Source organism: Achromobacter sp. Root170 (assembly GCF_001428165.1).
Lineage (GTDB): Bacteria > Pseudomonadota > Gammaproteobacteria > Burkholderiales > Burkholderiaceae_B > Achromobacter > Achromobacter mucicolens.
The window spans coordinates 298,613-325,570 of sequence record NZ_LMHN01000001.1; the positions used below are offsets into that span (position 1 = coordinate 298,613).

General features: G+C 65.9%; 26 protein-coding genes. 12 read left to right on the forward strand and 14 right to left on the reverse strand.

The window, feature by feature from the left end; translation table 11 throughout:
- The first annotated feature begins 84 nt into the window (after positions 1-84).
- On the forward strand, positions 85-1,941 hold the full coding sequence (locus ASD87_RS01365; RefSeq protein ID WP_056316142.1) for a phosphoenolpyruvate carboxykinase (GTP): 1,857 nt from the start codon (positions 85-87) through the stop codon (positions 1,939-1,941).
- An 84-nt stretch (positions 1,942-2,025) separates the two neighbouring features.
- Here the strand turns inward: ASD87_RS01365 and ASD87_RS01370 are convergent, their stop codons facing one another.
- Positions 2,026-2,904, reverse strand: coding sequence for an aldo/keto reductase family oxidoreductase (locus ASD87_RS01370; protein WP_056316145.1), 879 nt, complete (start codon positions 2,902-2,904; stop codon positions 2,026-2,028).
- A 107-nt stretch (positions 2,905-3,011) separates the two neighbouring features.
- On the opposite strand from ASD87_RS01370, the gene ASD87_RS01375 reads away from it, so the two are divergent.
- Genes ASD87_RS01375 through ASD87_RS01385 form a run of 3 tightly spaced genes read left to right on the forward strand, consistent with a single transcriptional unit; the run spans position 3,012 to position 5,859 of the window.
- Entirely contained in the window at positions 3,012-3,917 is a 906-nt protein-coding gene (locus ASD87_RS01375) for a LysR family transcriptional regulator (protein ID WP_056316148.1), read from the forward strand.
- A gap of 50 nt (positions 3,918-3,967) precedes the next feature.
- The gene (locus ASD87_RS01380; RefSeq protein WP_056318620.1) at positions 3,968-4,597 is read left to right on the forward strand and encodes a class I SAM-dependent methyltransferase; all 630 of its coding nucleotides are present in this window, start codon (positions 3,968-3,970) and stop codon (positions 4,595-4,597) included.
- Positions 4,598-4,650: 53 nt separating this feature from the next.
- Positions 4,651-5,859, forward strand: coding sequence for a GGDEF domain-containing protein (locus tag ASD87_RS01385; protein WP_056316151.1), 1,209 nt, complete (start codon positions 4,651-4,653; stop codon positions 5,857-5,859).
- 66 nt (positions 5,860-5,925) lie between these two features.
- On the opposite strand, the gene ASD87_RS01390 is transcribed toward ASD87_RS01385, so the two are convergent.
- On the reverse strand, positions 5,926-6,912 hold the full coding sequence (locus ASD87_RS01390; RefSeq protein ID WP_056316152.1) for a zinc-dependent alcohol dehydrogenase family protein: 987 nt from the start codon (positions 6,910-6,912) through the stop codon (positions 5,926-5,928).
- Positions 6,913-7,022: 110 nt separating this feature from the next.
- Here ASD87_RS01390 and ASD87_RS01395 point away from each other — a divergent pair, with 110 nt between their 5' ends.
- Complete coding sequence (locus ASD87_RS01395) at positions 7,023-7,892, forward strand: LysR family transcriptional regulator (RefSeq protein WP_056316155.1); 870 nt, start codon at positions 7,023-7,025, stop codon at positions 7,890-7,892.
- 194 nt (positions 7,893-8,086) lie between these two features.
- Here ASD87_RS01395 and ASD87_RS01400 read toward each other — a convergent pair whose 3' ends face one another.
- Positions 8,087-9,532, reverse strand: coding sequence for an IS1182 family transposase (locus ASD87_RS01400; protein ID WP_056316158.1), 1,446 nt, complete (start codon positions 9,530-9,532; stop codon positions 8,087-8,089).
- Between the two features lie 647 nt (positions 9,533-10,179).
- Between ASD87_RS01400 and ASD87_RS26825 the strand changes: the two genes are divergently transcribed.
- From ASD87_RS26825 to ASD87_RS26505, 3 genes are all read left to right on the forward strand, one after another.
- A complete protein-coding gene (locus ASD87_RS26825) occupies positions 10,180-10,896 on the forward strand; it encodes a hypothetical protein (RefSeq protein WP_156403369.1) in 717 nt (238 codons plus the stop codon).
- An 86-nt stretch (positions 10,897-10,982) separates the two neighbouring features.
- Positions 10,983-11,876, forward strand: a complete 894-nt coding sequence (locus ASD87_RS26500; protein WP_082586170.1) for an IS3 family transposase — start codon at positions 10,983-10,985, stop codon at positions 11,874-11,876.
- A gap of 28 nt (positions 11,877-11,904) precedes the next feature.
- Positions 11,905-12,207: a DUF2332 family protein gene (locus ASD87_RS26505; RefSeq protein WP_082586171.1), complete on the forward strand. Its 303-nt coding sequence runs from the start codon at positions 11,905-11,907 to the stop codon at positions 12,205-12,207.
- Between the two features lie 69 nt (positions 12,208-12,276).
- Here the strand turns inward: ASD87_RS26505 and ASD87_RS01405 are convergent, their stop codons facing one another.
- The gene (locus tag ASD87_RS01405) at positions 12,277-13,140 is read right to left on the reverse strand and encodes a pirin family protein (RefSeq protein ID WP_056316162.1); all 864 of its coding nucleotides are present in this window, start codon (positions 13,138-13,140) and stop codon (positions 12,277-12,279) included.
- Positions 13,141-13,312: 172 nt separating this feature from the next.
- Here ASD87_RS01405 and ASD87_RS01410 point away from each other — a divergent pair, with 172 nt between their 5' ends.
- From ASD87_RS01410 to ASD87_RS01425, 4 genes are all read left to right on the forward strand, one after another.
- Positions 13,313-13,864, forward strand: a complete 552-nt coding sequence (locus ASD87_RS01410) for a DNA-deoxyinosine glycosylase (protein WP_082586172.1) — start codon at positions 13,313-13,315, stop codon at positions 13,862-13,864.
- Positions 13,865-13,991: 127 nt separating this feature from the next.
- The gene (dsrO, locus tag ASD87_RS01415; protein WP_056316165.1) at positions 13,992-14,765 is read left to right on the forward strand and encodes a sulfate reduction electron transfer complex DsrMKJOP subunit DsrO; all 774 of its coding nucleotides are present in this window, start codon (positions 13,992-13,994) and stop codon (positions 14,763-14,765) included.
- 19 nt (positions 14,766-14,784) lie between these two features.
- Complete coding sequence (nrfD, locus tag ASD87_RS01420) at positions 14,785-15,819, forward strand: NrfD/PsrC family molybdoenzyme membrane anchor subunit (protein WP_056316168.1); 1,035 nt, start codon at positions 14,785-14,787, stop codon at positions 15,817-15,819.
- A gap of 37 nt (positions 15,820-15,856) precedes the next feature.
- Positions 15,857-19,057: a tetrathionate reductase subunit A gene (locus tag ASD87_RS01425; protein WP_056316171.1), complete on the forward strand. Its 3,201-nt coding sequence runs from the start codon at positions 15,857-15,859 to the stop codon at positions 19,055-19,057.
- Between the two features lie 37 nt (positions 19,058-19,094).
- Here ASD87_RS01425 and ccmI read toward each other — a convergent pair whose 3' ends face one another.
- From ccmI to ASD87_RS01475, 10 genes are read right to left on the reverse strand one after another with little or no spacing between them, the layout of a single operon-like run.
- Positions 19,095-20,444: a c-type cytochrome biogenesis protein CcmI gene (gene ccmI, locus ASD87_RS01430; protein ID WP_056316173.1), complete on the reverse strand. Its 1,350-nt coding sequence runs from the start codon at positions 20,442-20,444 to the stop codon at positions 19,095-19,097.
- Entirely contained in the window at positions 20,441-20,986 is a 546-nt protein-coding gene (locus ASD87_RS01435; protein ID WP_082586173.1) for a cytochrome c-type biogenesis protein, read from the reverse strand. Before ASD87_RS01435 ends, ccmI begins: the two co-directional genes overlap by 4 nt.
- Positions 20,983-21,504, reverse strand: a complete 522-nt coding sequence (locus ASD87_RS01440) for a DsbE family thiol:disulfide interchange protein (RefSeq protein WP_056316176.1) — start codon at positions 21,502-21,504, stop codon at positions 20,983-20,985. The genes ASD87_RS01435 and ASD87_RS01440 overlap by 4 nt, the downstream gene beginning before the upstream one ends.
- The gene (locus tag ASD87_RS01445; protein WP_056316178.1) at positions 21,504-23,528 is read right to left on the reverse strand and encodes a heme lyase CcmF/NrfE family subunit; all 2,025 of its coding nucleotides are present in this window, start codon (positions 23,526-23,528) and stop codon (positions 21,504-21,506) included. Before ASD87_RS01445 ends, ASD87_RS01440 begins: the two co-directional genes overlap by 1 nt.
- Complete coding sequence (ccmE, locus tag ASD87_RS01450; protein ID WP_056316181.1) at positions 23,525-24,031, reverse strand: cytochrome c maturation protein CcmE; 507 nt, start codon at positions 24,029-24,031, stop codon at positions 23,525-23,527. The genes ASD87_RS01445 and ccmE overlap by 4 nt, the downstream gene beginning before the upstream one ends.
- Positions 24,028-24,177, reverse strand: a complete 150-nt coding sequence (ccmD, locus tag ASD87_RS01455) for a heme exporter protein CcmD (RefSeq protein ID WP_056316183.1) — start codon at positions 24,175-24,177, stop codon at positions 24,028-24,030. Before ccmD ends, ccmE begins: the two co-directional genes overlap by 4 nt.
- Positions 24,174-25,010, reverse strand: coding sequence for a heme ABC transporter permease CcmC (ccmC, locus tag ASD87_RS01460; protein ID WP_056316185.1), 837 nt, complete (start codon positions 25,008-25,010; stop codon positions 24,174-24,176). The genes ccmD and ccmC overlap by 4 nt, the downstream gene beginning before the upstream one ends.
- 8 nt (positions 25,011-25,018) lie before the next feature.
- On the reverse strand, positions 25,019-25,684 hold the full coding sequence (gene ccmB, locus ASD87_RS01465; protein ID WP_056316187.1) for a heme exporter protein CcmB: 666 nt from the start codon (positions 25,682-25,684) through the stop codon (positions 25,019-25,021).
- Complete coding sequence (gene ccmA / locus ASD87_RS01470) at positions 25,650-26,333, reverse strand: heme ABC exporter ATP-binding protein CcmA (protein ID WP_056316190.1); 684 nt, start codon at positions 26,331-26,333, stop codon at positions 25,650-25,652. The genes ccmB and ccmA overlap by 35 nt, the downstream gene beginning before the upstream one ends.
- Positions 26,320-26,958 carry a cytochrome c3 family protein gene (locus ASD87_RS01475; protein ID WP_056316193.1) on the reverse strand — a complete coding sequence of 213 codons (639 nt, stop codon included), beginning with the start codon at positions 26,956-26,958 and terminating at the stop codon, positions 26,320-26,322. Before ASD87_RS01475 ends, ccmA begins: the two co-directional genes overlap by 14 nt.

The following is a 26,958-nucleotide window of genomic DNA, read 5'->3' on the forward strand; positions in this document are numbered from 1 at the left end:
CTGCAAGTATGATGGCGCAAACTGGATACGGCCCCACTCAATTGGGGCCGTATCACCTTTAGCCAAAGTATGGAGATAACCCCAATGAATAAGCCTTTGGACGGGGGACTGGCAGCCTTGAACGTGCCCGCGTACGTCAAGCACCGCGGACTGATCGACTGGGTTGCCAGTTTCGTCGCGCTGGCCAAGCCCGATCGCGTCGTGTGGTGCGATGGCTCGCAGGAAGAGTACGACCGCCTGTGCGAGCAGATGGTCCAGTCCGGCACCATGCGCCGGCTCAACCCCGCCAAGCGCCCCAATTCCTATCTCGCGTGGTCCGACCCGTCCGACGTGGCGCGGGTTGAAGACCGCACCTTCATCTGCTCGGACCGCGCCGAAGACGCCGGCCCCACCAACAACTGGGCCGACCCGGCCGAAATGCGCGACACGCTGAACGGCCTGTTCGACGGCGCCATGCGCGGCCGCACGCTGTACGTGGTGCCGTTCTCGATGGGCCCGCTGGGTTCGGACATCGCCCACATCGGCGTCGAACTGTCCGACAGCCCGTACGTGGCCGTGAACATGCGCATCATGACGCGCATGGGCAAGCAGGTGTATGACGTGCTGGGCACCGATGGCGACTTCGTGCCCTGCCTGCATTCGGTCGGCAAGCCGCTGGCCGAGGGCGAGGCCGACGTGGCCTGGCCGTGCAACCCCACCAAGTACATCGTGCACTTCCCCAAGACCCGCGAAATCTGGAGCTACGGCTCCGGTTACGGCGGCAACGCGCTGCTGGGCAAGAAGTGCTTTGCGCTGCGCATCGCATCCACGATGGGCCGCGACCAGGGCTGGCTGGCCGAACACATGCTGATCCTGGGCGTGACTTCGCCCAAGGGCCGCAAGTACCACGTCGCTGCCGCCTTCCCGTCGGCCTGCGGCAAGACCAACTTCGCCATGCTGATTCCGCCGCAAGGCATGGACGGCTGGAAGGTCACCACCATTGGCGACGACATCGCCTGGATCAAGCCCGGCCCGGACGGCCGCCTGCATGCCATCAACCCCGAGGCCGGCTACTTCGGCGTGGCCCCCGGCACCAGCGAGCAGACCAACTTCAACGCCATGGCCACGCTCAAGGCCAACGTCATCTTCACCAACGTCGCGCTGACCGACGACGGCGACGTCTGGTGGGAAGGCATGACCGACACGCCGCCGGCGCACCTGGTCGACTGGCAGGGCAAGGACTGGACGCCCGAGATCGCGCGCGAAACCGGCCGCAAGGCCGCGCACCCCAACGCGCGCTTCACCGCGCCCGCCTCGCAGTGCCCGTCCATCGACCCCGAATGGGAAAACCCCAAGGGCGTGGTCATCGACGCGTTCATCTTCGGGGGCCGCCGCTCCACCACCGTGCCGCTCGTCACCGAAGCCCGCAACTGGGTCGAAGGCGTCTACATGGCCGCCACGATGGGCTCCGAGACCACCGCCGCGGCCGCCGGCCAGCAAGGTGTGGTGCGCCGCGACCCGTTCGCCATGCTGCCGTTCTGCGGCTACAACATGAGCGACTACTTCGGCCACTGGCTCAATCTGGGCAAGCAGCTCGAAGCCGCCGGCGCGACCCTGCCGCGCATCTATTGCGTGAACTGGTTCCGCAAGGGGCCGGACGGCAAGTTCGTCTGGCCGGGCTTTGGCGACAACATGCGTGTGCTGCGCTGGATGCTGGGCCGCATCGACGGCCAATCCAAGGGCGTGGACCAGGTGTTTGGCGTGTCGCCCAGCTACCAGGACATCGACTGGACCGGCCTGGAATTCAGCCCGGACAAGTTCGAGCAGGTCATGTCGGTGGACGAGAACGCCTGGCGCGAAGAACTGGCGCTGCATCACGAGCTCTTCGGCCAGCTGTCGCAAGGCCTGCCCGACGAACTGCGCACCACCAAGACCGAGATCGAAGGCCGTCTGGCGGCCTGAGGCTGCTGGATCCGGTGGTCTGAACCAACCCGCCTGCTTTGCGCAGGCGGGTTTTTTTGCGTGCAGCGGTTTCAGCCCAGGGGTTTAAGCCGTCTTGCTGGCCGCGATCCCGTCCAGCGCGTGGGCCACGTCGTCCGGCAATTGCAGCGACGCGGCTGCCAGGTTTTCCCGCAGGTGTTTCGGGGAAGACGTCCCCGGAATCAGCAGGATGTTGGGCGAGCGGCGCAGCAGCCAGGCCAGCGCCGTCTGCATCGGCGTCGCGCCGATCCGCGCCGCGGCGTCGTTCAGGATGGACGACTGCAACGGGCTGAAGCCGCCCAGCGGAAAGAACGGCACATAGGGAATGCCTTCGCGCGCCAGGTCGTCGATCAGCGCGTCGTCGCCCCGGTGCGCGACGTTGTACTGGTTCTGCACGCACACGATCTCGCAGATGCCGCGGCCCTGCGCCACCTGCGTGGGCGTCACGTTGCTCAGCCCGATGTGCCGGATCAGCCCTTGCTGCTGCAGGCCGGCCAGCACGGACAGCGGTTCCTCGATGGAGCCTTCCGCCGGACCATGCACGTCGAACATGGCGCGCAGGTTGACCACGTCCAGCACGTCCCGTCCCAGGTTGCGCAGGTTGTCGTGCACCGCGCGGGTCAGCTGTTCGGCCGAGAACGCGGGATTCCAGGACGCATCGTCGCCGCGCACCGCGCCCACCTTGGTCACGATCACCAGGTCATCGGAATAGGGGGCCAGTGCCTCGCGAATCAGCTGGTTGGTGATGTGCGGGCCGTAGAAATCGCTCGTGTCGATGTGGTTGACGCCCGCGGCCACGGCCTCGCGCAGGACGGCCAGCGCGGCGTCGCGATCCTTGGGCGGCCCGAAGACGCCGGGGCCTGCAAGCTGCATGGCGCCGTAGCCAAGCCGATAAACCTGGCGCGAGCCGAGCGCGTAGGTGCCGCTGTCTGCAAGTTGAGTCATGTCTGATCCTGTTTTCGATGAAAGGGAAGCATGGGCCAAACGATAGAACTTCCGGCGCCGCCTGATAAGCCAATACAATCCGCACGGCTTGTACGGAAAAATGAACAATGGCGACCGACCTCGATGACCTCAACGCCTTCGTCGCGGTGGCGCGCGCGCAAGGCTTTCGCGAAGCGGCCCGCACGGCCGGCACCAGCGCCTCGCGGTTAAGCGACACCGTGCGCCGCCTTGAGGCGCAACTAGGCGTGCGGCTCTTTAACCGCACCACGCGCTCGGTCGCGCTGACGCAGGCCGGCCAGGAACTGCTGGCCCGGCTGGCGCCCGCGCTGACGGAAGTGGAGGCGGCGCTGGACGCCGTCAACGTGTTTCGCGACAAGCCCGCCGGCACGCTCAGGCTCAATGTGCCGCTCAGCGCCGCGCGGCTCGTGCTGCCGTCCATCGTGCCGGCCTTCCTGGCCGCCTATCCCGACATCCGCCTGGAAGTCGTGGCCGAGGAAAGCTTCGTCGACGTGCTGGCCGCCGGGTGCGACGCCGGCATCCGCTACGACGACCGGCTGGAACAGGACATGATCGCCGTGCCCATCGGCCCGCGCGTGCAGCGCTTTGCGGCCGGCGCCTCGCCCGCCTACCTGGACCGGCACGGGCGGCCCGCCCATCCCGAAGCCCTGATGCAGCACGCCTGCCTGCGCGGCCGGTTTCCCAGCGGGTCGATGCCGCCGTGGGAGTTCGAGCGGGACGGAGAATCGGTCCGCATCGACGCCTCGGGTCCGCTGGTCGTGCAGATCGGCGGCGCGGTCGACCTGGCCGTGGATGCGGCCATTGCGGGCGCCGGGGTCATGTATCTGTTCGAAGACTGGCTGCGCCCGCACTTCGAAAGCGGCGCGCTGGAACCCGTGCTGGAACCCTGGTGGCCGCAGTTCTCGGGACCGTTTCTGTATTACTCCGGCCGCCGGCTCGTGCCTTCGCCGCTCAAGGCGCTGATCGACTTCATCAAGGCGCGGCCGATTACCTGAAAGGTGCGCTCGGTCTCGCCGGCCTGCGCCGTTTGATGCACAATCGCCCCATGCACCTGGATCCCGAAGACCTCGCCAAAATCACGTCCCTGACGCTCGCCCATTACGAAGAGAACGCCGATTCGTTCCAGGCCGGCACGCAGGACCACGACGTCAGCCAGAACATCGCCGCCTTGCTGCGTCACATCGACGGCGAGCCGCCCTTCGACATCCTGGATCTCGGGTGCGGACCGGGCCGTGACCTGAAGACGTTCCTGGCGATGGGGCACCGGCCCGTCGGCCTGGACGGCACGCCGCGGTTTGTGCAAATGGCCCGCGCGGCAAGCGGTTGCGAGGTCTGGGAGCAGGATTTCCTGCAGCTCCAACTGCCCGCGGCGCGCTTTGACGGCATTTTCGCCAACGCCGTGCTGTTCCATGTGCCGGGGCAGGAACTGCCGCGGGTGCTGCAAGAACTGCGCGCCACGCTGCGCCCGCGCGGCGTGTTGTTCAGCTCCAATCCGCGGGGCGGCAACCAGGAAGGCTGGAATCGCGGGCGCTATGGCGCGTATCACGATCTTGAAGGCTGGCGGGCGCTGATGCAGGCCGCTGGCTTCGAGGAGCTGGAGCATTACTACCGGCCCGATGGGCTGCCGCGCGAGCAGCAGCCGTGGCTGGCGAGCGTCTGGCGGCGGCGCGATTAGCGCCGGCTTCACGCCGGTGCTGGAAATCCGCTTCCTTTCTTGACGTCTCTCTCATGGTTGCCTCCACGCTCGTTGGCATGCTGTGCGCACACCTGCTGTGCTTTTCCGGCATGTTTCTGCTTATCAGCCGTCGTCTGCCTGGCAACAGGATGGGGATGGACTTCTTTGCCGTCGGCAACCTGCTGCTGGCGGCCGCCTACATTCTTCAACTCATCGAAGGCGGCCCCGCGTGGAGCCTCATGAGCGTCGTCAACCACTGCCTCACGCTGGCCGCCCCAATCGCCTATCTGCTGGGTGCCATGCGGTTCTTCGGGCATCAGGTCCGCTTGTGGCAGCCGCTGCTTGCGTTCTGTCTCGTGTACGGCATGGCGCAATGGTGGGTGCAATGGCAGATGGGTCCGGAAGCCCGCTACGCCATGCTCGCGGCGTCGGCCACGCTGCTTTTCTTTGCGATGTCGGTCACGGTGCTATGCGGCACACGAACCTTCGCCAAGGACTTGCGCGCGGAAATGGTCTTCTTCGCATGCCTGATTGGCGGGATCTGCGTGCTGAACGCGTTGAAGTTCCTGAAAATCATGGAGGGCGGCCTGGATGCACTGCACATGGACAGCCGCTTCCAGATGATTTTCTACATCTATATGTCCACCCTCGCCACCATCGTGCCGCCGTCGATTGTCTGGCTGGTGCTGCGCCGTTTGACGGACAGCCTGCGGAATATGGCGGCGCGGGATCCGATGACGGATCTGCTCAACAGGCGCGGGCTCTCGGATGCGCTCGTCCAGTATTTCAATGGGCGCAATGCAAAGCCGGCGTATTTACTGGTGTTGGATGTCGATCACTTCAAGCGCATCAACGACACCTACGGCCACCAGGCCGGGGACGAGGTGATTTGCCATGTGGCGGGGTTGCTGCGGGCGGGCGTGCGCCGTGGGGATCTGACCGGCCGGATCGGGGGAGAGGAGTTTGTCGCCATTCTGCTCGAATCGGACGTGGCCGATGTGATGGTGCTGGCAGAGCGGCTGCGGGCCAGCATCGAGAGCCAGCCGATCCGTGTCACCGGCGCGAACGAGCGGTTGCGCTGCACCGTGACGATCGGCGTGTCGTCACGGTTTGATGGGGCGGATGCGCTGGAGGGAGCGCTGCGCGAGGCCGATGCGGCGCTCTATCGCGGGAAGGCGGGTGGGCGGAACCGGGTGGAGGTGGCGAGTGCGTCCCGCCACGGGGCGGCCGCGGGCGTGGCATTGGCAGGGGCGAATTTCTAAGGGTGTCGCCGTCGGCGCCGCCAACGCCCGCAAGGCAAGCGTCGGCGCCCGGCCTTCAATCATGCTTCATGCGACATCCACCACGATTTTGCCGCGTGCCGTTGCTTGGGTGATGGCGTCGTAGGCGGCTTCTGCGGAGCGCAGGTCGAACCGGCGGGGATCGAGATGGGGCATGAGTTTGCCCGCTTCAACCAGCCGTGTGGCCTCGCGCAGCATGTCGCCGTGGTGGGCGCGATGCAGGCCCGTGAGAAGCGGATACAGGGTGAAAATTCCGGAATACGTGGCCTCGCGGAACGATAGGGGCGCCAACGCATGCGTGCCCCATCCCAACGCGCTGACGACATGCCCAAAGTGCTTTACCGCCGTAAACGCAGCATCGAGCGATGGACCGCCGACGGTGTCAACGACGAGATCGAAGCCAGCGCCCTGCGTGAACGAATCCACATACGACTCCACCGTCTGTGACTGGTAGTCGATGGGCGTTGCGCCAAGGCGCGCAACACGGTCGTGATCGCGCAATGCCGCCGTGGCAAAGACGTGGGCGCCCAGTGCGCGCGCCAGTTGCACCGATACATGGCCCACACCGCCCGCGCCGCCTTGCACCAGCACCGTCTGACCGGCCCGCAGGCGCGCGCGGTCGACGATGCCCGAATAGGACGTGATAAACGCAAGGGGCAGCGCCGCCGCTTCACGCATCGAGAGGTTTGCCGGCTTGATGGCAAGCAGATCCGCATCCACCGCCGCATACTGGGCCAGCGAACCCTGGATGCCACCCACGCCGCCCGTCATGCCATAGACCTCGTCACCAACGCGGAACGTGGTCACGCCGGGTCCCACCGCATCAACCACGCCGGCCATGTCGATGCCCAGCACCAATGGCAGCGGATGCTTTGCGTGTGCGGCGCTGCCCGCGCGAATCTTGGTATCCAGCGGATTCAGGCCGCTTGCGGCGATGCGGACGCGTACTTGGCCGCGGGCCGGCTGCGGCAGCGGGATTTCGGTCAACTCAAGCGGACCGTCATAACGATTGAGAACGAGCGCTTGCATGGTCATGATCAACTCCTTTCCGATGTCTGGCCCGTCGAATGAGTGGGCCGATGCGTCATGATTGACCATGCTATAACGCATGTAAATCAACGTTTCTGCACATAGGCCAAACAAAAATGAATGATATGCGTCTGGACTGGGGCGACGTTCGCGTTTTTCTGGCGATTGCCCGCTGCGGCACGTTGGGCGCGGCGGCAAAGCAGGTGGGGCAGACCCAGCCCACCATGGGGCGCAGGTTGCGTGCGCTTGAAGAAGCGCTTGGGCACACGCTGTTTCAACGCACGAGCGAGGGCTTCGTCCTGACCGATGACGGCGCGGCCGTGCTGGCCTATGCCGAGCGCATGGAGGAAGAAGCGCTGGGCTTCACCCGCGCGCTGACCGGCAAGGAATCCCAACTTCGGGGGCTGCTGCGCGTCTCCTCGTCGGACTGGTTCGGCATTCACATGCTTACGCCGGTGTTCGCGCGGTTTCTCGCGCAGCATCCGGGCATCTCGCTGGAACTGCTGACGGATTCGCGCCTGTACAACCTGGCGCGCCACGAGGCGGATCTGTTGTTCCGAATAACGCCGTTTGAGGAATCCGACGTCATCCAGCGCAAGCTGACGCGCATCGACTATGCGCTATACGGGCACGTCGACCTTGCGCCGCCGTCACCGGGCGACGGGGACGGCCATACGCTCATCAGCATGGACAGCGCATTCGGATCGATGCCCGACGTCGAATGGGTCAAGCAAATGTTGCCCCGCGCAAGGTTGGTTTTCGGCAGCAACAATCGTGGCGTTCAAGCCCGCATGTGTGCAGAGAAAGCGGGGTTTGCGGTGCTGCCCTGTCCGCTAGGCGACGCAACGCCGGGCATCCGGCGAATCGAGTTGGGCCAAGCGCCGCCGGGTCGCGATGTGTGGCTGGGCTATCACCGCGATCTGCGCCGTGTGGCGCGATTGCGCGCGCTTCTGGACGTCACGATCAATGCCTTCGCGAATTCGTGAGGCTGGCTGAGGCAGATGTCTGCTTCCGGCCGAGGCTGTGTGGAAACGCTTTTCGTCCTGCCAGCTACAGCGCAATAGCCTGGTCCGCATCACCTTGGGCGGTCTTCACTTCGATTTGTCGAAGCGGGGCTCACTCAAGGCCGTTTGGGCGGCCCGGATAGGGCCTGAGGTGCGTTATGGGCCACATGAAGGGCTCAGCCGCCCATCGCCAGCACCGCTTTCATGGTCTGCTGGTAGCCCAGGATTTGCATGACCCGCTTGAGGTTATAGGCCAGTACATTCAAGCTCATTTCCGTGCTCTCATTGCCCAAGCGACGAGTCAGGAAGTGCGTATAGCCCATCCAATGCTTGAACGTGCCGAACACATGTTCCACCGTGCGCCGCCGCACCTTCATCGCATCTGGCATTCGGTCTAGACGGCGCTGCGCCGCCTCAAGCACGGGCTCATGCTCCCATCGACTGATGCGCCGATACGCGCTAGGTGCGCATCGCTCCTTCATCGCGCATTGTGGGCAGGCACTGCTCCAGTAGCGCCGCAATTGAAGACCATTCTCCTCCCGCTTAAACCGGTGGATGGCGCGCTGGCCCGCAGGGCACTGGTACTCATCGTCCTTCGCGATGTAGATGAAGTCCGAACGGTCGAAGCGGCCTTCGGCCTTGGCATTGGAAGTCGTGGGTTTGGGCAAGATCGCATCAATACCTGTCTCTGCACATGCCTTGATCTGAGGCGCGCTGTAGTAGCCGCGATCGGCAATCGCACGCAGTCGCTTCTTGCCCATCGCCTCCCGCGCGGCTTGTGTCATCGATGCCAATGAGTCCCTGTCATGTCCTCGGTTCGTCACTTCGTGCGCGGCGATCAGATGGTGCTTGGCTTCGACAACCATCTGCACGTTATAGCCGACCATCCCCGAGCCCCGGCCGCTGGTGGCCATCGAGCGGGCATCCGGGTCGGTCACCGACAACTGACCGTCTGGACTGTCTTTGAGCCTCTCCTTGACGTCATCCAGCGTGCGCATTTGTTTGCGCAGACTTTCGATCTTGTCATTGAGCCGATTGGTCCTGGCCTCGATCTCGACAGGTTGCGTCCGGTCCGCTGTGTCGAGCGCCGCCAGATAGCGGTGGATACTCTCCTCAATCTGCTGCTGACGTTTGTCTATCTTGGCAGCCGTGAAGTTCTTGTCGCGCGTGTTGACTGCCTTGAACTTGCTTCCATCAACGGCAACCAGGGCTTGGCTGAATAGCTTGAGATCTCGGCATACGGCAACAAACCGCCGGCAAACGTTGCGAATGCCCGAGCCATTGTCACGGCGAAAATCGGCGATGGTCTTGAAGTCTGGTGCCAGACGGCCGACCAGCCACATCAGTTCGACGTTGCGTTGGCACTCTCGCTCGAGTCGACGACTGGACTGGACCCGATTTAAGTAGCCGTAGATGTAGATCTTCAGCAGCACGGCCGGGTGATACGACGGGCGGCCGGTAGCTGCTGGCGCCGCCTTCTCAAATCCGAGCAATGCCAGGTTGAGCTCGTCGACGAATGCGTCGATTATGCGCACCGGGTTGTCGTCGGCGATGAAGTCATCCAGGCATTCCGGGATCAACGCTACCTGCTGCCGGTCCTGACCTTCGATGAATCGGGGCATGTCGACTCCCGGGATCGAGATACCAAACTCTATCTAGATCACCGTAGCGGCGTCAAAGAGTTTTCACACAGCCTCGACCAGAAGCGGTCCTCATTGTCTTTTCTAGAGATGACAGCTTTGGGTTGGCTGCCGCCATTCCATTTTTGGTGAATTGATAACCGCGACCATCTATATCAGCCATTGGGCTTGTATCACCCGGAGTTGCTAATAATTGGCTGCGGCTTTTGAGCAGTTGGCCAACCCATATAATCGAACACCGAATTGGCCGCTTGTGATTTTTACGAAATTTTCGTACTTGATGTTTTAGAAACACGAAGTTGCGAGGTCGCCCGCCAACTGACAGATGGCCAGACCTGCTTATCCTCCACAGGCTGTAACCTGCCCACGTATTAACGAACATGCTCCAATCCTTGTTTGATCTCTTGATGACTAATCACAATGCTGCAAATGCTTTTGGTGCGCTTGCTAGCGCCCTTGCTGCATTCTTTGCGCTTATAGTCTCAACTATTTCTATAGTAATTTCAGTCTGGGCAGTTCGGAGCGACCGCCAGCACAACACGCTCTCGGTGCGACCTCTCGCAGAAGTGTCTGTCGTGGACTGTGAGGATTGCCTGAGAGTCAAACTGGTGAATCTAGGCACAGGGCCTATGCTCATCACAGCTCTGACGGTCAGTGACGGAAGCACTACATTCCCAAGTCTCATCGATTGGATGCCCCCGCTGCTAGGGCAGCGCGCTTGGAATTTCTTTGTTGGCAATATTGCAGGCCGAGCCATTGCACCTTGTAGCGAAATCATCCTGATAGAGCTAATTGAAGATGACGACGACGATGACTTTGCAGCTTGCCGTGACACTGTCCGCTCGGCCTTGGCGCGGCTTACAATTGAAGTCGAATACACGGATGTATTTAATACAGTGATACCGAAACACAGCAAGTCCTTGGCTTGGTTTGGGAGGAGGGTGGTTTCGGATTGGAAGCCACCAGCGGCGCCAGCCAGCGGTCAAGTGGAGCGGCGCGGTGGCATAGACCCCGCTGCACTCGCTGCGGCTTCACTGGCTTCCGCTGTGTCTACCTTTGCTCAATCGGGGCCATATACCCTTTTGTCGAGCGTGCTTGGCGTCTCCATCCTGATGCTCGTACGTTCGTACGACATCGATCCTCATCGCAACTGGTTTCAGAGCGTTGCTTACAGCTGCGTTTCAGGGCTCACAACGTTGCTTGCGGTGGGATATTTACTGGAGTTACTCTTTGCTTGGAGCGCACCTCACGTCGGAACTTCAGAGGTGCCCCAGTGGGTGCATTTTCTGCTGTGGGTCTTTTTTTCGTTGGGCTATTTGTGGCATGACAAGAGAGCTCGCCGATAGAGCCCGTTGTCTCGCCTCGGATGACCGAGTGGAGTTTCCAGGGTTCAGTGGACAAGAGTAGTATCTGAACCGATTGGGGATGATCCATGTCTGCGAACAAGACGCCAAGCAAAGTAAGGCGAGCATACAAGTTCATTGAAGCCCATAGCGACGAGTACAGCATTTCGGCTATGTGCCGGGTTCTTGGCGTGGCGCGTGCTGGCTACTACGCTTGGCTAAGTGATCCAATTTCTGATCGGACGCAGGAGGACGTTCGGCTTCTCCGTTTGATTCGTGCCTCTTTCATGGCGAGCCATGGCATCTACGGCGCTCCCCGCGTCTTGCAAGACTTGCGAGAACGCGGAGAGACGTGCAGTAAACATCGAGTGGCTCGACTCATGAGAGAGAACGGCTTGCGGGCCTTGCACGGTTATCGCACAAGACATATTCCGGCACCCAAGCAATCACCATTGATCCCCAACCTGTTGCAGCGGAAATTTACGGTTTCGAAGCCCAACGAGGCCTGGGTGACAGACATCACCTACATTCGAACGTGGCAAGGATGGCTTTACTTGGCCGTAGTTATGGATCTTTTTTCCAGAAAGGTCATTGGTTGGGCCACAAAGCCAACGATCCATCGAGAATTAGTCTTAGACGCTGTGATCAAAGCCGTACGACATCGACGTCCTCGGGGCACGCTGATCCATTCAGACCAAGGCACTCAGTATGGCAGTGATGCTTGGCGGCGCATTTGCAAGGTCAATCACCTTGAGCCGAGCATGAGTAGGCGGGGAAACTGTTGGGACAACGCTGTAGCCGAGTCCTTCTTTAGCAGCCTGAAGAAGGAACACATCAAAAGGCATATCTACTCTGATCGAGATGCTGCCCGATTGAGCTTGGCGGAGTACATTGATGATTTCTACAATTCCGTGCGACGGCACACCTACCTCGGCGGAGTTAGTCCGAATGAATTCGACCCTGCACATAGCAAGCGGAAATAGGCTGTCCACTGACCCCTGGTAACTCCAGATTGTCCAAGGCGATTTACGTCGAGATCTTCCCTCCTTAATCGAACAGGCGCCAGCGGACGCGACGGTTGTGGTGTATCACTCTGCCGTTCTGAACTATGTTGCGGAGCCGGCACAGCGCCATGAATTCGCACGCGGCATGCAGGCCTCGCGTTGCGTCTGGGTTAGCAACGAAAGTCCGCTGGTATTTCCGCAATTCTTGCCTGCAGACGTGCAGCAGCCGTCCGGTATGTTCCTGTTATGCATTGATGGCCATGCGGTGGCCTGGACAGACCCACATGGCGCCGCCCTGCAATGGCTGTGACCCAGCGATTCCTACGCTGATCAACGTAGGAATCGCCATGGAGAAGATGCGAAAGACCGCTATCAACCCTTACCCCATCTGCCCATACTTTCCGGCATTGAAGTCCTGGATCGCCTCGACGATTTCCGCTTGCGAGTTCATCACAAACGGCCCATACCCGACCACGGGTTCATCGATCGGCTCCCCGCTCAAGATCAAAAACACCGCGTCGTTATTCGCTTCGACCGTGATGTCCTCTCCCTCTTTGGAGAACAGTGCCAATTGCGCATCCCGCGCCACGGATTCGCCGTTGACCAGCACCGTGCCTCGCAGCATGACGAGCATGCTGTTGCGGCCCGCGGCAACGGGGAAGGTTGCCGCCTTGCCCGCCGCCAGCTTCACGTCCCACACGTCCATCGGCGTAAAGGTCCGCGCGGGGCCTGTTTGGCCAGCGTAATTGCCTGCGATCACGCGGAGCGTGCCGGCGTCGTCGGGCAGGTCCACGACCGGGATGTCTGCGTTCAGAATGCCCTGGTAGCCGGCCGGCGCCTTCTTGTCCTTGGCGGGCAGGTTGACCCAGAGCTGCACCATTTCCAGTTTGCCGCCCGTGCGGGTGAAGGCGTGGGAATGGAATTCCTCGTGCAGGATGCCGGACGCCGCCGTCATCCATTGGACGTCGCCGGGGCCGATGACGCCGCCGTTGCCGGTGGAGTCGCGGTGTTCGACTTCGCCGCTGTAGACGATGGTCACGGTCTCGAAGCCGCGGTGCGGGTGCTGGCCGACGCCGCGGGGCTGGCTGGCCGGACCGAATTCGGCGGGGCCGGCGTAGTCCAGCAGCAGGAACGGGCTGGTGTCGCGGCCTTTGTCGTTGTACGAGAACATGGAGCGCACCGGAAATCCGTCGCCCACCCAGTGGGGACGGGGGCTGGCGTGCACGCCGAGGATCTTCTTCATGGTGAGGTTTCCTGTTGCGCGGCCCCTTCGGGGCCGTTCGTCATAGGGAAGAAGATAAGGGCGGATCGGCATTCCCGGTAGTGCTCGTGATTGATAAGCACCGTTCCATGTGGCGAACGATCAATACGGGCGAGGCGGGCGGGCCAGCGTCGCGGCGGGTATCCTTCCGGGCATGGACAAGATCAGGGACGACATCGCGGCGGCGCGGCGCGAGGCGGTGGTTACGGGATTTGCCCCGGTGGTGGGGGACGGCCCGCGCGTGCTGGTGCTGGGCTCCATGCCGGGCGTGGCGTCGCTGCGGCAGGCGCAGTATTACGCGCATCCGCGCAACGCATTCTGGCCGCTGGCGGTGCGGATCTTCGGGTTTGACGCCGGGCTGGGTTACGAGGAGCGGTTGCAGGCGCTGCGGGCGAACCGCGTGGCGCTGTGGGATGTGCTGCAGGCGTGCGAACGGCCGGGCAGCCTGGACGCCGATATCCGGGGCGACACGCTGGTGCCGAACGATTTCAACGCCTTCCTGGACCGCTATCCTTCGATCGCGCGCATCTGTTTCAACGGCGCGAAGGCCGCGGCGATGTTCCGGCGGCATGCATTGCCCAACCTGCCTGCCGCCGCCTCGATCCAGTTTTTCGAACTGCCTTCGACCAGCCCCGCGCACGCTTCGGCCAGCTTCGCGCAGAAACTGGCTGCCTGGGAACCGGCGCTGACGCTTCCACCGCCCTGACGAGGCGTCCAGGCCAAACGCCCGCCGCTACCCTAACTCCGTCCCCCAATTGACGCTTATCAAGGCTCTATATAACTACAAGTGATAAGTTAATTTCCGTAACACCTAAACGTTTCGGAGTTTAACGATGCACACCCCCACCAGTCCCCCGGAAACACCGCTGCCGGGCAAGCGTGGCTTTCTGAAAGGGCTGCTCGGCCTGGGCGCCGCGGCCACCGTCATTCCCATCCACGCCGACGCCGCGCCCGGGCTCAATGGCCAGCCGCCGCGCCGGCCCGGCATGGCGGGCAAGCGCTACGGCATGGTTGTCGACATGCGCAAATGCATCGGCTGCCAATCTTGTACGGTGAGCTGTTCGCTGGAGAACGTGCCGCCCATCGGGCAGTTCCGCACGACCGTCCTGCAGTACGAGGTCACGCCCGACGCGGGCGGGCCGTGTTCGATGGTCATGCTGCCGCGCCTGTGCAACCACTGCGACAAGCCGCCCTGTGTGCCGGTCTGCCCGGTGCAGGCGACCTTCCAGCGCGAAGACGGCATCGTGCTGGTCGACAACGCGCGCTGCGTGGGGTGCGGTTACTGCGTGCAGGCCTGTCCCTACGATGCGCGCTTCATCAATCACGAGACCCAGACGGCCGACAAGTGCACGTTCTGCGAGCACCGGCTGGAAGCGGGGTTGCTGCCCGCGTGCGTGGAAAGCTGCGTGGGCGGCGCCCGGGTGATCGGGGACATGAACGATCCGGACAGCGCCATTTCGCGCTTGTTGGCCGAACACAAGGCGGACATCAAGGTGCTTAAGCCCGAGATGAAGACCGATCCCCACGTTTTTTACATCGGCCTGCCCGATGCGTTTGTGCATCAGGTCGACGGCCAGGCCGGCGTGCGCCTGGCGGGCGGCCACTGAGCCAAGGAAGGGGACACTCATGCAAATCTCTGAATTGCTCACGCCGGTCTACGACGCCGCCTGGCTGCCTTGGGCCGTGCAGTATTTCTTTCTTATCGGCATCAGCGCCACCACCGCGCTGACCGCCGCCTTTGCGGCCTTCGGCCGGGCCGACTCCGACGCGCGCCGCCTGCTGCCGGCGGCGGCGACGGTGCTGCTGGTCAGCGCCATCGCCGCGCCGGTGTCGCTGTTGGCCGACCTGCACCAGCCCGGCCGCTTCTGGCACTTCTATGCGCACATCACACCGTGGTCCTGGATGTGGCTGGGGGCGTTGCTGCTGCCGGTCTTCGTGACCCTGGCGCTGCTGTTCTGCGCGGCGTGGTGGTGGGGCCGGATGGGGTGGCTGCGGGTGGTGGCGGCAGCGCTGGCGCTGTCGGCGCTGTCCATTCTGGTCTACACCGGCGCCGAGGTGATGGTGCTGCGCTCGCGGCCCTTGTGGCACACCATGTTCCTGCCGGTGAACTTTGCGCTGACCGCCTGGCTGGGCGCGCTGGGCGCGATGTTCCTGGTGGGTCGCTGGCTGCCCGGCGGCCTGCGCGTGCTGCCCGTGGCGATGCTGCGCCGGCTGAGCGTGACCGCGGTCGTGATGATGGCGATGGGCGCGGGCGCGTGGGCGTTGCTGGGCCTCTCGGGACTCGATGCGTCTTTCGAGGCGGCGCTGCGGCTTTTCGCGGACTTTCCGGTCTGGCGTCTGAGCCTGGCGGGCGCGGTCATCACGGCCTTCTGCATCGTCGCGCTGCTGCAGCGGCCGGCACGCACGCTGGCCGCGCCCCTGCCGTCGGCCGTGTTGGCGCTGACCATGCTGGGCGCGGCGTGGATCTTCCGCTGGGTGGTCTTCATGAGCGTGCAGGGCGTGCCCAAGTACGGCGCGGGGCTGTACCTGTACGACATGCCCTGGGGCAGCGATGGGCTGCTGGGCATGGTGGGCGTGCTGGGGCTGTGCGTGGCGCTGATCACCGTCGTGACCTGGGCCCTGGACATCTACCCCGCGCGCGCACGCGCCGTGGCCGCCTGAGCGCGCGCCGATAAGAAAGCACATGGATAAGAACGCAATGGACAAGCAACACAAAGACGACAAGCCCGGCGCCGCGGACGATGGCCCGGATCTGCCTCGCGACGAGGCCCGCCGCAAGCTCATGGTGCGCGGCGGCCTGGCGGCCGGCGGCATGGCGGCGTTTGCCGCGGGCTACGGCGACACGGTGGTCAAGGCGGTCAAGGGGTTGGCGCAGGGCACGGCCGGCGTGCCGACGGCGCATGCCGTGCGCGGCAACTCGCTGCCGCCAGAGTTCCGCATCGACCCGCTGACCGGTGCGCTCAGCGCCCAGCCGGGGCAGACGGTCAGCCCGTCGAGCTGCCTGGGCTGCTGGACGCAATGCGGCGTGCGGTTGCGCGTGGACACGGCCGGGAACCGCATCCTGCGCGTCGCTGGCAACCCGTATCACCCGCTGGCCACGACGCGGCCCGCGGCCATGGAGACGCCGGTGCGCGAGGTCTACGCGCAATTGGGCGGCGACAGCGGCCTGGAAGGGCGCGCCACCTCGTGCGCGCGCGGCTCGGCCATGCTGGAGCAGATGGACAGCCCGTATCGCGTGCTGCAGCCCTTGAAGCGGGTGGGCAAGCGCGGCGAGGGCAAGTGGCAGACGATCAGCTTTGAGCAGCTGGTCGAGGAAGTCTGCGAAGGCGGCGACCTGTTTGGCGAGGGCCACGTAGACGGCCTGCGCGCAATCTACGACCGCGAGACGCCGCTGGACGCCGACAATCCCGAGTACGGCGCGAAGGTCAACCAGTTCCTGTTCACCGACGCGTCCAACGAAGGGCGCACGCCGCTGATCCAGCGCTTTGCTGGGCAGTCCTTCGGCACCGTCAACTTCAGCAATCACGGCTCGTACTGCGGGCAGAGTTTCCGGGTGGGGGCGGGCGCGGCGCTGGGCGACCTGAAGGGCATGCCGCACGGCAAGCCGGACTGGGACAACGCACGCTTCGGGCTCTTCATTGGCGCGGCGCCCGCGCAGGCGGGCAATCCCTTTCAACGCCAGGCCCGTCAGCTGGCCGAGGCTCGCGTGCGCCCGCAGGAATCGGGATTCAGCTACGTGGTGGTGTCGCCCGTGCTGCCGGCCTCGTCCAGCCTGTCGGCGGGATCGGGCAACGAATGGGTGCCCGTCAATCCGGCCAGCGATCTGGCGCTGGCCATGGGGCTGATCCGCTGGATTCTGGACAACGAACGGTTCGACGCGCGCATGCTGGCGCAGCCGGGCCCCGCCGCCATGAAGGCGGCGGGCGAAGCGGCTTGGACCAACGCCACGCATCTGGTGGTGGCCGAACCGGGCCATCCGCGCCTGGGCGCCTTTTTGCGTGGCGCCGATATGGGCTGGGCGCGCCCGGCCGACGCGGACGAGAAATGGGAGGACGTCTACGTAGTGCGTCTTGCTGACGGCACGTTGGCGCCGCACACGACGGCCTCGCCGGCCGCGCTGTTTGTCGACGAGCCGGTCGTCGCGCCCGGGTTGGCCGGTACGCAAGGGGCGCTGCGGGTGCGGACCTCGCTGGACCTGCTGCGCGAAGAAGCGCGCCGCAAGACGCTGGACGAGTACGCCTCGCTCTGCGGCGTGCCGGCAGCGAAAATCGCGTCCCTGGCCGAGCGTTTCACCAGTTACGGCAAGCGCGCCGTGGCCGATGCGCACGGCGGCACCATGAGCGGCGCGGGCTTCTACACCGCCTACGCCATCGCCATGCTCAACACGCTGGTGGGTAACCTGAACGTGGAAGGCGGACTGGTACTGGATGCCGGGCCGTTTCCGCCTTACGGTGCGGGGCCGCGCTACAACATTGCCGGCTTCGCGAACAAGGCCACGCCCAAGGGCGTGTCGCTGTCGCGCAACCGCTTTCCGTACGAAAAATCCAGCGAATTCAAGCGCAAAAAGGCCGCGGGCCAGCCTGCCTATCCGGCAGCCGCGCCGTGGTATCCGGCGACGGGCGGCCTCAGTTCCGAGATGCTGGCTTCGGCGCTGGCGGGCTATCCGTACCGCGCCAAGGTCTGGTTCAACCACATGAGTAACCCGGTCTACGGCATTGCCGGGTTCAAGCACGTGGCGCTGGAAAAGCTGAAGGACCCGCGCATCCTGCCGCTGGCGGTGTCGATCAACCCTTTCATCAACGAGACCAACGCGCTGGCCGATTACATCGTGCCGGACACGGTCACGTACGAAAGCTGGGGCGTGTCGGCGCCGTGGGCGGACGTGGTGGCGAAGGCCTCGACGGTGCGGTGGCCGACCGTGCAGCCGCGCGTGGCGCGCACGGCCACGAACGAGCCTGTTTGCCTGGAGACTTTCCTGATCGCGTGCGCCAAACGCCTGGCCATGCCGGGATTCGGCGAGGGCGCGATGTCAGACAAGGACGGCGCCAAGTACGCGCTGGATACGCCCGAGGACTTCTTCCTGCGCGGCATGGCGAACATCGCGTTTGCCGCGGGACGGCCGGTGCCGCAGGCCAGCGACGACGACATGGCGCTGACCGGCGTCGACCGCTATCGCGACCTGCTGCAGGCCAAGCTCAAGCCTGCCGAATGGCGGCAGGTGGCCATGTTGATGAGCCGCGGCGGGCGATTCGACCGGATGGACGACGCCTGGACGCAAGAGGGTGGCCAGACGCGCCGCACACGCGTGGCGCACGCCAAGCCGCTGCAGGTGTGGAGCGAAGAGCTGGCGGGCTTTCGTCATGCGATGACGGGCGAGCGGTACAGCGGCTGTCCCACCTGGTATCCGACCAGGCTGGCGGACGGGCGCGACATGCGCGATGCGTATCCGCGGCAGGAGTGGCCGTTCCTGCTGAGTTCGTTCAAGTCCAATCTGATGAGCTCGTTGTCGATTGGCGTGAACCGCCTGCGCCAGGTGCATCCGCACAACCCGGTGTCGATCAACCGGCAGGACGGCGAGCGGCTGGGCGTCCGCAACGGCGACACAGTGCGCATCGTCACGCCGGGCGGGTCGGTGACAGGGCCGGCGTTGCTGCGCGACGGCGTGCAGCCGGGCGCGGTGGGCATCGAGCACGGCTACGGCCACACCGAGCTGGGCGCGCGGGTTCATGTCGTGGATGGCAAGCCAATGCCGCATGATCCGGCGCTGGCCGCGGGCGTCAACCTGAACGATCTGGGTTTTGGCGACGCGACGCGGGGCCAGCACGCCAACGTCTGGATCGATTGGGTGTCGGGCGCGGCGGTGCGGCAAGGCCTGCCTGCCCGGATCGAGCGGGTCTGACCGATGGGGGGCCGGCCGGCGTGCGCGGCGGTAAGCGTCAGGGTACGACGGTGTCGGCCACCAGCGCCAGGCCTTCCGCCCCAGGCCCCACATCCGTCAGCACGCCGTTCAGGTCTCCGGGCTGGGCGGCGGCGTTGCCCGAGCGGCTGACGCGAATCTCCACACGCACCTTGCCGGCCTTGGACAGCGTGGCGTCCGGCGACATGGCGGTGCTGTCGTCCAGCACGAAGGCCCGCGGCAGGTCTGCGGCCTGCATCTTCAGGATGGCGACGGGCATGCGCGATCCTGTCATGGGGCGCGCCAGGATGAAAACGGTGTCGGACGGGCGGACCTGATCGCGCAGGGCGTCGGCGATCCGAGCCTGGCCGGCCAGCCGGGCGGTCGTGACCGAAGCGCCGGCGGAAGGGTCGGGCGCCGCTGCGTCGGGCGTCGCCACGCCGGATGCCGTTGGCCCCGGCGGCGTCGCCGGTTGGCCCGCGGCGGTGGATGCCGGATTGCCGGAAGCCGGCGGCGCGGCGGCTCCCCCGGCCGTGCCGCTTGCCGCCACGGCGCGCGCCTGGGCGATGTTCGTCTGGATCTGCCGCGCGGCCTCGGCGTCCGGGGGCAGCAGCGCGCGCAGCCGTTCCCAGTGCGTCAGCGCGTCGGCGGCGTCGCCGCGGCGCAGCGCCATCATGCCGGCCAGCGCCAGGGCCTTGGGCTGGTCGGGATCGGCCTGAAGCGCTTGCGCGACAGCGGCAATGGAGGCCTCGTCGGGCTGTCCCTGGCGCGCCGACAGCAGGGCGTCGGCCAGATCGGCCAGCACGGCGGGTTGGCCGGGCACCAGTCGCAGCACTTCCTGATACGCGGCGACGGCGTCGTTGTAGCGGCCCAGCGTTTCGTAGGAACGCGCCAGCATGTACCAGCCGTCGGCGTCATCGGGCGAGGCGCGCAGGCGCTGGGCCAGCGCGTTGATCGCCAGCGCCATGTCGTTGTCCGCCGCCTGCGCATGCGGCTCGGGCGCCTGCGACAAGGCGACGGTGGCGGCCGCGCGCGGATTGCCGAGCTGGCCGTACAGCAGCACCGCGGCCACCGGAACGGCCACCGTCAGTACGCAGGCCGCGGCCAGGCCGGCGCGCTGGCCTCCCAGCCGCGCGCGCGGATCGCGGCGCATCGCCAGATCCTGCAGCAGGTCGCGCTGCAGCTCTTCGTCGGCGCGGGCGTGCGCCTGCGGGGTGAGGGCGCCGTTGGCGAGATCGCGGCGCAGTTGTTCGCGCTGCGCAAGGTAGAAGGCACGCACGCTGGCGTCCGACGCGGTCTCCGCGGCCGGCGTGCGGCGCAGCAGCGGCGGCACCAGGCAGAGCAGGGTGGCCAAGAGCAGGGCCAGGACAATGAGCCAGAGCGTGGTCATGAGCCGGAATCCAGGAAGCGGGCGGCGCGGGCGCGTTCGTCCGCGGTCAGCGGCGCGCGCACGCCGGCACGCCGCTTGAGTGTGCGCACCAGCACCAGAAAGCCCAGCGCCAGCAGCGCGAACGGGCCCAGCCAGAGCAGCCAGGTGACCGGCTTGAACGGCGGGTCGTAGCGCACGAAGTCGCCGTAGCGGTCTTCGAAAAAGCGCATGATCTGCGCGTCGGTCTTGCCGTCGGCAAGCTGGCCGCGAATGAGGTTGCGCATGTCCTGGGCCAGCGGCGCATTGGATTCGGCCAGGGTCTGGTTCTGGCAGACCAGGCAGCGCAATCCATGCGCCAGCTTGTCGGCGCGCTGCTCCTGTTCGGCCGACAGCACGGCGGCGGGCGCGGCATTGGGCGCGGGCGCGGCAAGCAGCGCGGCAGGCAGCAGCAGAAGGCTTAGCAGTAGCGGCAGAAGCAGGCGATGTAGCGAACGACGAAGCAACGAAAGACGAAGCAACGAAAGACGAAGCAGGGGGCAAGGCTGATAGGGCGCGGCGGTCATTGCAGCGCCTCGATGACAGGTTGCAGACGGGTGCGCCATAGCTCCGGCGTGATGAGGCCCAGGTGCTTGTAGCGGATGCGGCCGTCGCCGTCGATCACGAAGGTCTCGGGCACGCCGTAGACACCGTACTCGATGCCCACGCGCCCGTCGACGTCGCTGGCGGAGGCCAGGTAAGGATTGCCGTTGCGCGCCAGCCATTGGCGCGCCTCGTCGGGCTTGTCCTTGTAATTCAGCCCGTAAAGCGCAATGCCGTGGCGCTGCGCGGCCTCGCGCAGTACGGGCAGCTCGTCCTTGCAGGGGCCGCACCAGGACGCCCACACATTCAGCAGCCACACCTTGCCGCGCTGCGACTCCACATCCAGCGTCTTGCCGGGCTCCAGCAGGTCGGGCAGGCCGATGGCGGGCGCGGGTTTGTCGATCATCGCGGACGGCACGACGCGTGGATCGCGCGACAGCCCCTTCGCCAGGAACACGGCCATCGTCAGAAAGATCGCAAGCGGCAGCAGATAGCGCAGCATCAATAGCCCTCCCGCGCCGCGCGGGCGGTCTCGGGCAGGCCGGCCTGCGCTGCCCGCTGTGCCTCTGCCTTGTTCTGCGCTTGCTGCGCACGCCGGTAGCGGCCGTCGCCCGCCGCCAGCAGGCCGCCCAGCGCCATCAGGATGCAGCCGGTCCAGATCCAGGTCATGAAGGGTTTGACCTGGATTCGCACGGTCCAGGCGTTGCCGGCCACCGGTTCGCCCAGCGCCACGAAGAGGTCGCGGGTAAAGCCGCTGTCGATGTCGGCCTGGCTGAGCGCCATGTCCTGCACGGTGTAATGGCGCTTTTCGGGATACAGCGTTACCACCGGCTTGCCGTCCCGCACGACGTGGAATACCGCGCGTTGCGCGGTGTAGTTGGGGCCGGTGGCCGGGCCGATGCCGGCAAACGTGAATTGGTAGCCGCCGGCTTCCTGCGTGGCGCCCACGTCCACGCGCAGTTCGCGCTTGTCCTCGTAGCCGTTGGCAAGCGTGACGCCCGCGATGAAGATGCCCACGCCCACGTGCGCCAGCAGCATCCCGTACCAGGCGCGCGGCTGGCGCGTAAGCCGCCGCAGCACCTCGCCGTCGCCATCCATCAGGCGCTGGCGCGCGTGCGCCGCGGCGCTGGCCACAGACCAGGAGGCAAGCCACAGGCCCAGCACGATCATCGGCGAACCAAAGCGCGACGGCCCGGGCATTGCCAGCGGCACCAGCACCGCCGTCAGCACGCTGACCACGAAGGCCACGCGCAGGCGTTTGCCCAGCTCGGGCACCTCGGCCTGTTTCCAGCGCGCGACGGGTCCGACCCCCATCAGGAAGATCGCGGGTGTCATCAGCGGCACGAACACGGCTTCGAAGTAGGGCGGCCCGATGGAGATCTTGCCCCACTCCATCACGTCCAGCACGACGGGGTACAGCGTGCCCAGCAGCACCGAGCCCGCCGCGACTGTCAGCACCACGTTGTTGGACAGCAGCAGCGATTCACGCGACAGCAGCGAAAAGCCGCCGCCCAGCCCGACGGTGGGCGCGCGCCATGCGTACAGGGCAAGCGAGCCGCCCACGATCAGCGTCATGAACGCGAGGATGTACAGCCCCCGGCCCGGGTCCACCGCAAACGCGTGAACCGACGTCAGCACACCCGAACGGACCAGGAACGTGCCCAGGATGCTGAGCGAAAACGTGCAGATGGCCAGCAGCACGGTCCAGCTTCGGAATGCGCCGCGCCGCTCGGTCACGATCAGTGAATGGATCAGCGCCGTGCCCGCCAGCCACGGCATGAACGATGCGTTCTCGACCGGGTCCCAGAACCACCAGCCGCCCCAGCCGAGCACGTAGTAGGCCCACGCGCTGCCCAGCAGGATGCCGATGGTCAGGAACGTCCACGCGGCCAGCGTCCACGGCCGCACCCAGCGCGCCCACATCGCGTCCAGCTCGCCCGACAGAAGCGCCGCAATGGCAAAGGCAAACGCCACCGAGAAGCCCACGTAGCCCATGTACAGCATGGGCGGGTGCACGATCATGCCGGGGTCCTGCAGCAGCGGGTTCAGGTCGCGGCCCGACATGGCAGGCGGGATCAGGCGCTCGAACGGATTGGACAGGAACAGCATGAACAGCAGGAAACCCACGCTGATCCAGCCCATCACCGCCAGCACGCGGCCGACGAAGGGCAGGGGCAGCCGCTTGCTGCACAGCGCTACCGCCAGCGTCCACGCGGTCAGCAGATACAGCCACAGCAGCAGCGACCCCTCGTGTCCGCCCCACACCGCCGCGAAGCGGTAGCCGGCCGGTAGGTCGGCGTGGGAATTCGCAGCCACATACAGCACCGAAAAATCGTTGTGCACGAACGACCACGCCAGGCAGGCGAAGGCCAGCGTCGTCAGGCCGAACTGGCCAATGGCGGCGGGCCTGGCCACACGCAATCCTGCCTGCCAGCCGGTGGCCGCGCCGATGAGCGGCAGGGTGCCTTGCGCCACCGCGACCAGCAGCGCGAGGATCAGGCAGAAAAGACCGATTTCGGGGATCATCGCGCCTCCGCCTGAAGGGCCGGGCCGTACCCCGCTGCCGGTACGCCGGCCGCCGGTACGCCAGCCGCACCCTGCGCGCGCTGCTCCGCCTTCTTGATCGCGTCGGCGGCTTCGGGCGGCATGTAGTTTTCGTCGTGCTTGGCCAGCACCTCGGTCGCGCGGAATACGCCGTCCGTGCCCATCTTGCCGGCCACCACCACCCCTTTGCCCTCGCGGAACAGGTCGGGCAGCAGGCCCTGGTAGGTGACAGGCACGGCGTGGGCGGTGTCCGTCACCGCAAAGCGCAGCGTCAGGCCGTCGGCGTCGCGGCGCAGCGAGCCTTGTTCTACCAGACCGCCCACGCGGAAGCTGCCGCTGGCGGGCGCCTCGTGCGCCACCACCTGCGTCGGGCTGAAGAAGAACACCAGGTTCGATTGCAGCGCGTTGAGCACCAGCGCGGTGGCCAGGCCCAACAGGCCAAGGCCGCCCACGATGGCGAGCGCGCGGCGTTTGCGCGGGGTCATCGGCGCGGCCCTCCGGGGCGGCGCGCGCGGCGTGCGCGCCGCCACAGCGCCAGCACTTCCCACGCCATCAGCGCGATCGTGACGCCATAGGCGCCCATCAGGTAGGGCCCGTGGCCCTGCAGCGAAAAAAACGTATCCCAGTTCATGGCGCCTCCGACCGCGTGCCGCGACGCACGCCGCCAGCCGCCGCGCCGTCCGGCGAATTGGCCGCCGGCGTGCCACCCGATGGCACGGCGCCCGGCTCGCGCTCCGCAATGATCCCGCGCACGCGCGCCAGCGCGACCGCCGCGCTGTACAGCCAGAAGGCCGCCACCATCAGCAGCATGGCGGTCACCATGACGCGCGCCATGCTGGGGGCCGACGTCAGGTTGATCGAGGCGCCCTGGTGCAGCGTGCTCCACCATTGCACCGAGAAATAGATGATCGGCACGTTCACCACGCCCGCCAGCAGCAGGATGGCGCCGCCGCGGTCCGCGCGCTGCGTGTCGTCGGTGGCGGCCTGCAGGGCCATGAAGCCCAGGTACAGGAACAGCAGGATCAGCTCGGACGTGAGCCGGGCGTCCCAGACCCACCACGTGCCCCAGGTCGGCTTGCCCCACAGCGCGCCGGTCCACAGCGTCAGGAAGGTAAAGAGCGCGCCCGTGGGCGCCAGCGCGCGCATCATCATGAACGACAGGCGCGTATTGAAGATGAGGCCCAGCGCCGCATAGCCCGCCATCACCAGATACAGGAACATCGACATCCAGGCTGCGGCCACGTGGATGAAGAGGATGCGGTAGACCTCGCCCTGCTGGCTGTCGATGGGGGCCACCACGAGGCCCGTGTACAAGCCGGCCGCGGCAAGCAGGGCGGCGCCCGCCGCGAAGAACGGAATCATCCGCCCGGCCAGCGGATAGAACAGCGCGGGCGACGCATAGCGCAGCCAGCTTGACCGCGCGGCGGCGGGGCGGGGAGCGTCGAAGGTGGAGGGATTGTGCATGGATAACCTCAGTCCAGCGCCACGCGCAGCGCCGCCGATGCGCCCCAGGGGCAGAGCAGGATCGCCAGGCAAAGGCCTGCGCCCAGCAGCGACAGCTGCGGTCCCGCGCCCAGCCCGGCGTGCGTGGCCGTCACGGCGCCCGCGCCAAAGATCAGCACCGGCACATACAGCGGCAGCACCAGGAGCGGCAGCAGTGCGCCGCCGCGCAGTCCCAGCGTCAGCGCCGCGCCCAGGCCGCCCACCAGCGCCAGCGTCGGCGTGCCCAGCAGCAGGGACAGCACCAGGATGCCGATGGCGTGCGGCGGCAGGCCGAATTGCAACGCCAGCACCGGGCTGGCAAGAATCAGCGGCACGCAGGTGCTGAACCAGTGCGCGCCCAGCTTCACGCCCACCAGCATGGGCAGCGGATGCGGCGACACCAGCAGCTGCTCCAGCGCGCCGTTGTCGTAGTCCTGCGCAAACGGGCGATTGAGGCTGAGCAGGATGCCCAGAAGCGCGCAGACCCACAGCACGCCGGGCCCGATTGCCAGGAGCAGCACGGGATCGGGCCCCACCGCCAGCGGGAACAGCGACCCCGTGACGATGAAGAACAGCGTCGCGCCCAGCGTGTCGGCCGGTCGACGCCAGGCCAGCCGGACTTCACGCAGCGCCAACTGAGACAACGTTGCCAGCATCCGCGTAGTCATCCATGTTCAGGGTTTGGGTGTGTTTGGCAGGGGTTGCCGGGCCGCGATGCGAGGCGACGACGGCCGCGCCGCCCGCCGCCAGATGGGCGGCAAGCGCCTCGCCCAGCTGGTCCAGGCTGGCCGCGTCCAGGCCGGCGTCGGGTTCGTCCAGCAGCCACAGCGGCTTGGCGCCCAGCACCACGCCGGCCAGCGCCAGCCGGCGGCCCTGGCCTTGCGACAGGCGGGCGGCCGGCGTGTGCAGGCAGCCGCCCAGCCGCCACGTCTGCAGGCAGGCAGCGATCGCGTCGTCGCCGTGCGGCGTGCCGGCCACGTGCAGCGCGCAGCGCAGGTTTTCCAGTGCGGTCAGGTCGCCCGACAGGCCATTGCCGTGTCCCAGATAGGCCGTGCGCGCAAAGTGCGCCGCCGGATCGCGGCGGATATCGCCGTCCTGGCCGATGACGGCGCCGTCCAGCGGCCGCAACAGGCCCGCCAGCATCCGCAGCAGACTGGTCTTGCCGCTGCCATTGGCGCCTTGTACATGCAGCAGCTGACCGGCATGCACGTCGAAATCCAGCGGCGCGGACCCTTCGGGAGATCCGCGCCGGCTGACCAGCCCGCGCGCGCTCAGCATCGGCGGCGGCGCGTCAGCGGGCCGCATTGGCGACCTCTTTGGACGCCCTGGCCGGCGGCGTCGCTTCAGAGGTCTGGCCAGGCGGTATGTGCGGCAGCGTGTGGGCGATGCCCTTGTGGCAGTCGATGCAGGTCTTGGAGCGGTCGGCCAGGTAGGTCGAGTGCATGTTTTGCGCGCGCACGCTCTGGCGGGTGAAATCCATGTACTCGTAGTTGTGGCAGTTGCGGCATTCCAGCGAGTCGTTGGCCTTGAAGCGCGCCCACTCGTGCTGCGCCAGCTCCAGCCGCTTGTCCACGAACTTCTCGCGCGTGTCGATGGTGCCGAAGATCTTGCCCCAGACTTCCTTGGACGCCTGCATCTTGCGGGCGATCTTGTCGGTCCAGTTGTGCGGCACGTGGCAATCCGAGCACAGCGCCCGCACGCCCGAGCGGTTGGTGAAGTGGATCGTGCCCTTCAGTTCCGCGTACACGTTGTCGCGCATTTCATGGCAGCCGGTGCAGAACTTCTCGGTATTCGTCAGCTCCATGGCCGTGTTGAACGCGCCCCAGAACAGGATGCCGCCGATGAATCCGCCCACGGTCAGAAAGCCCAGGCTGAAGTGCACGCTGGGCCGGCGGATGATGTTCCAGTAACGCTTGATGAGCTTGACCAT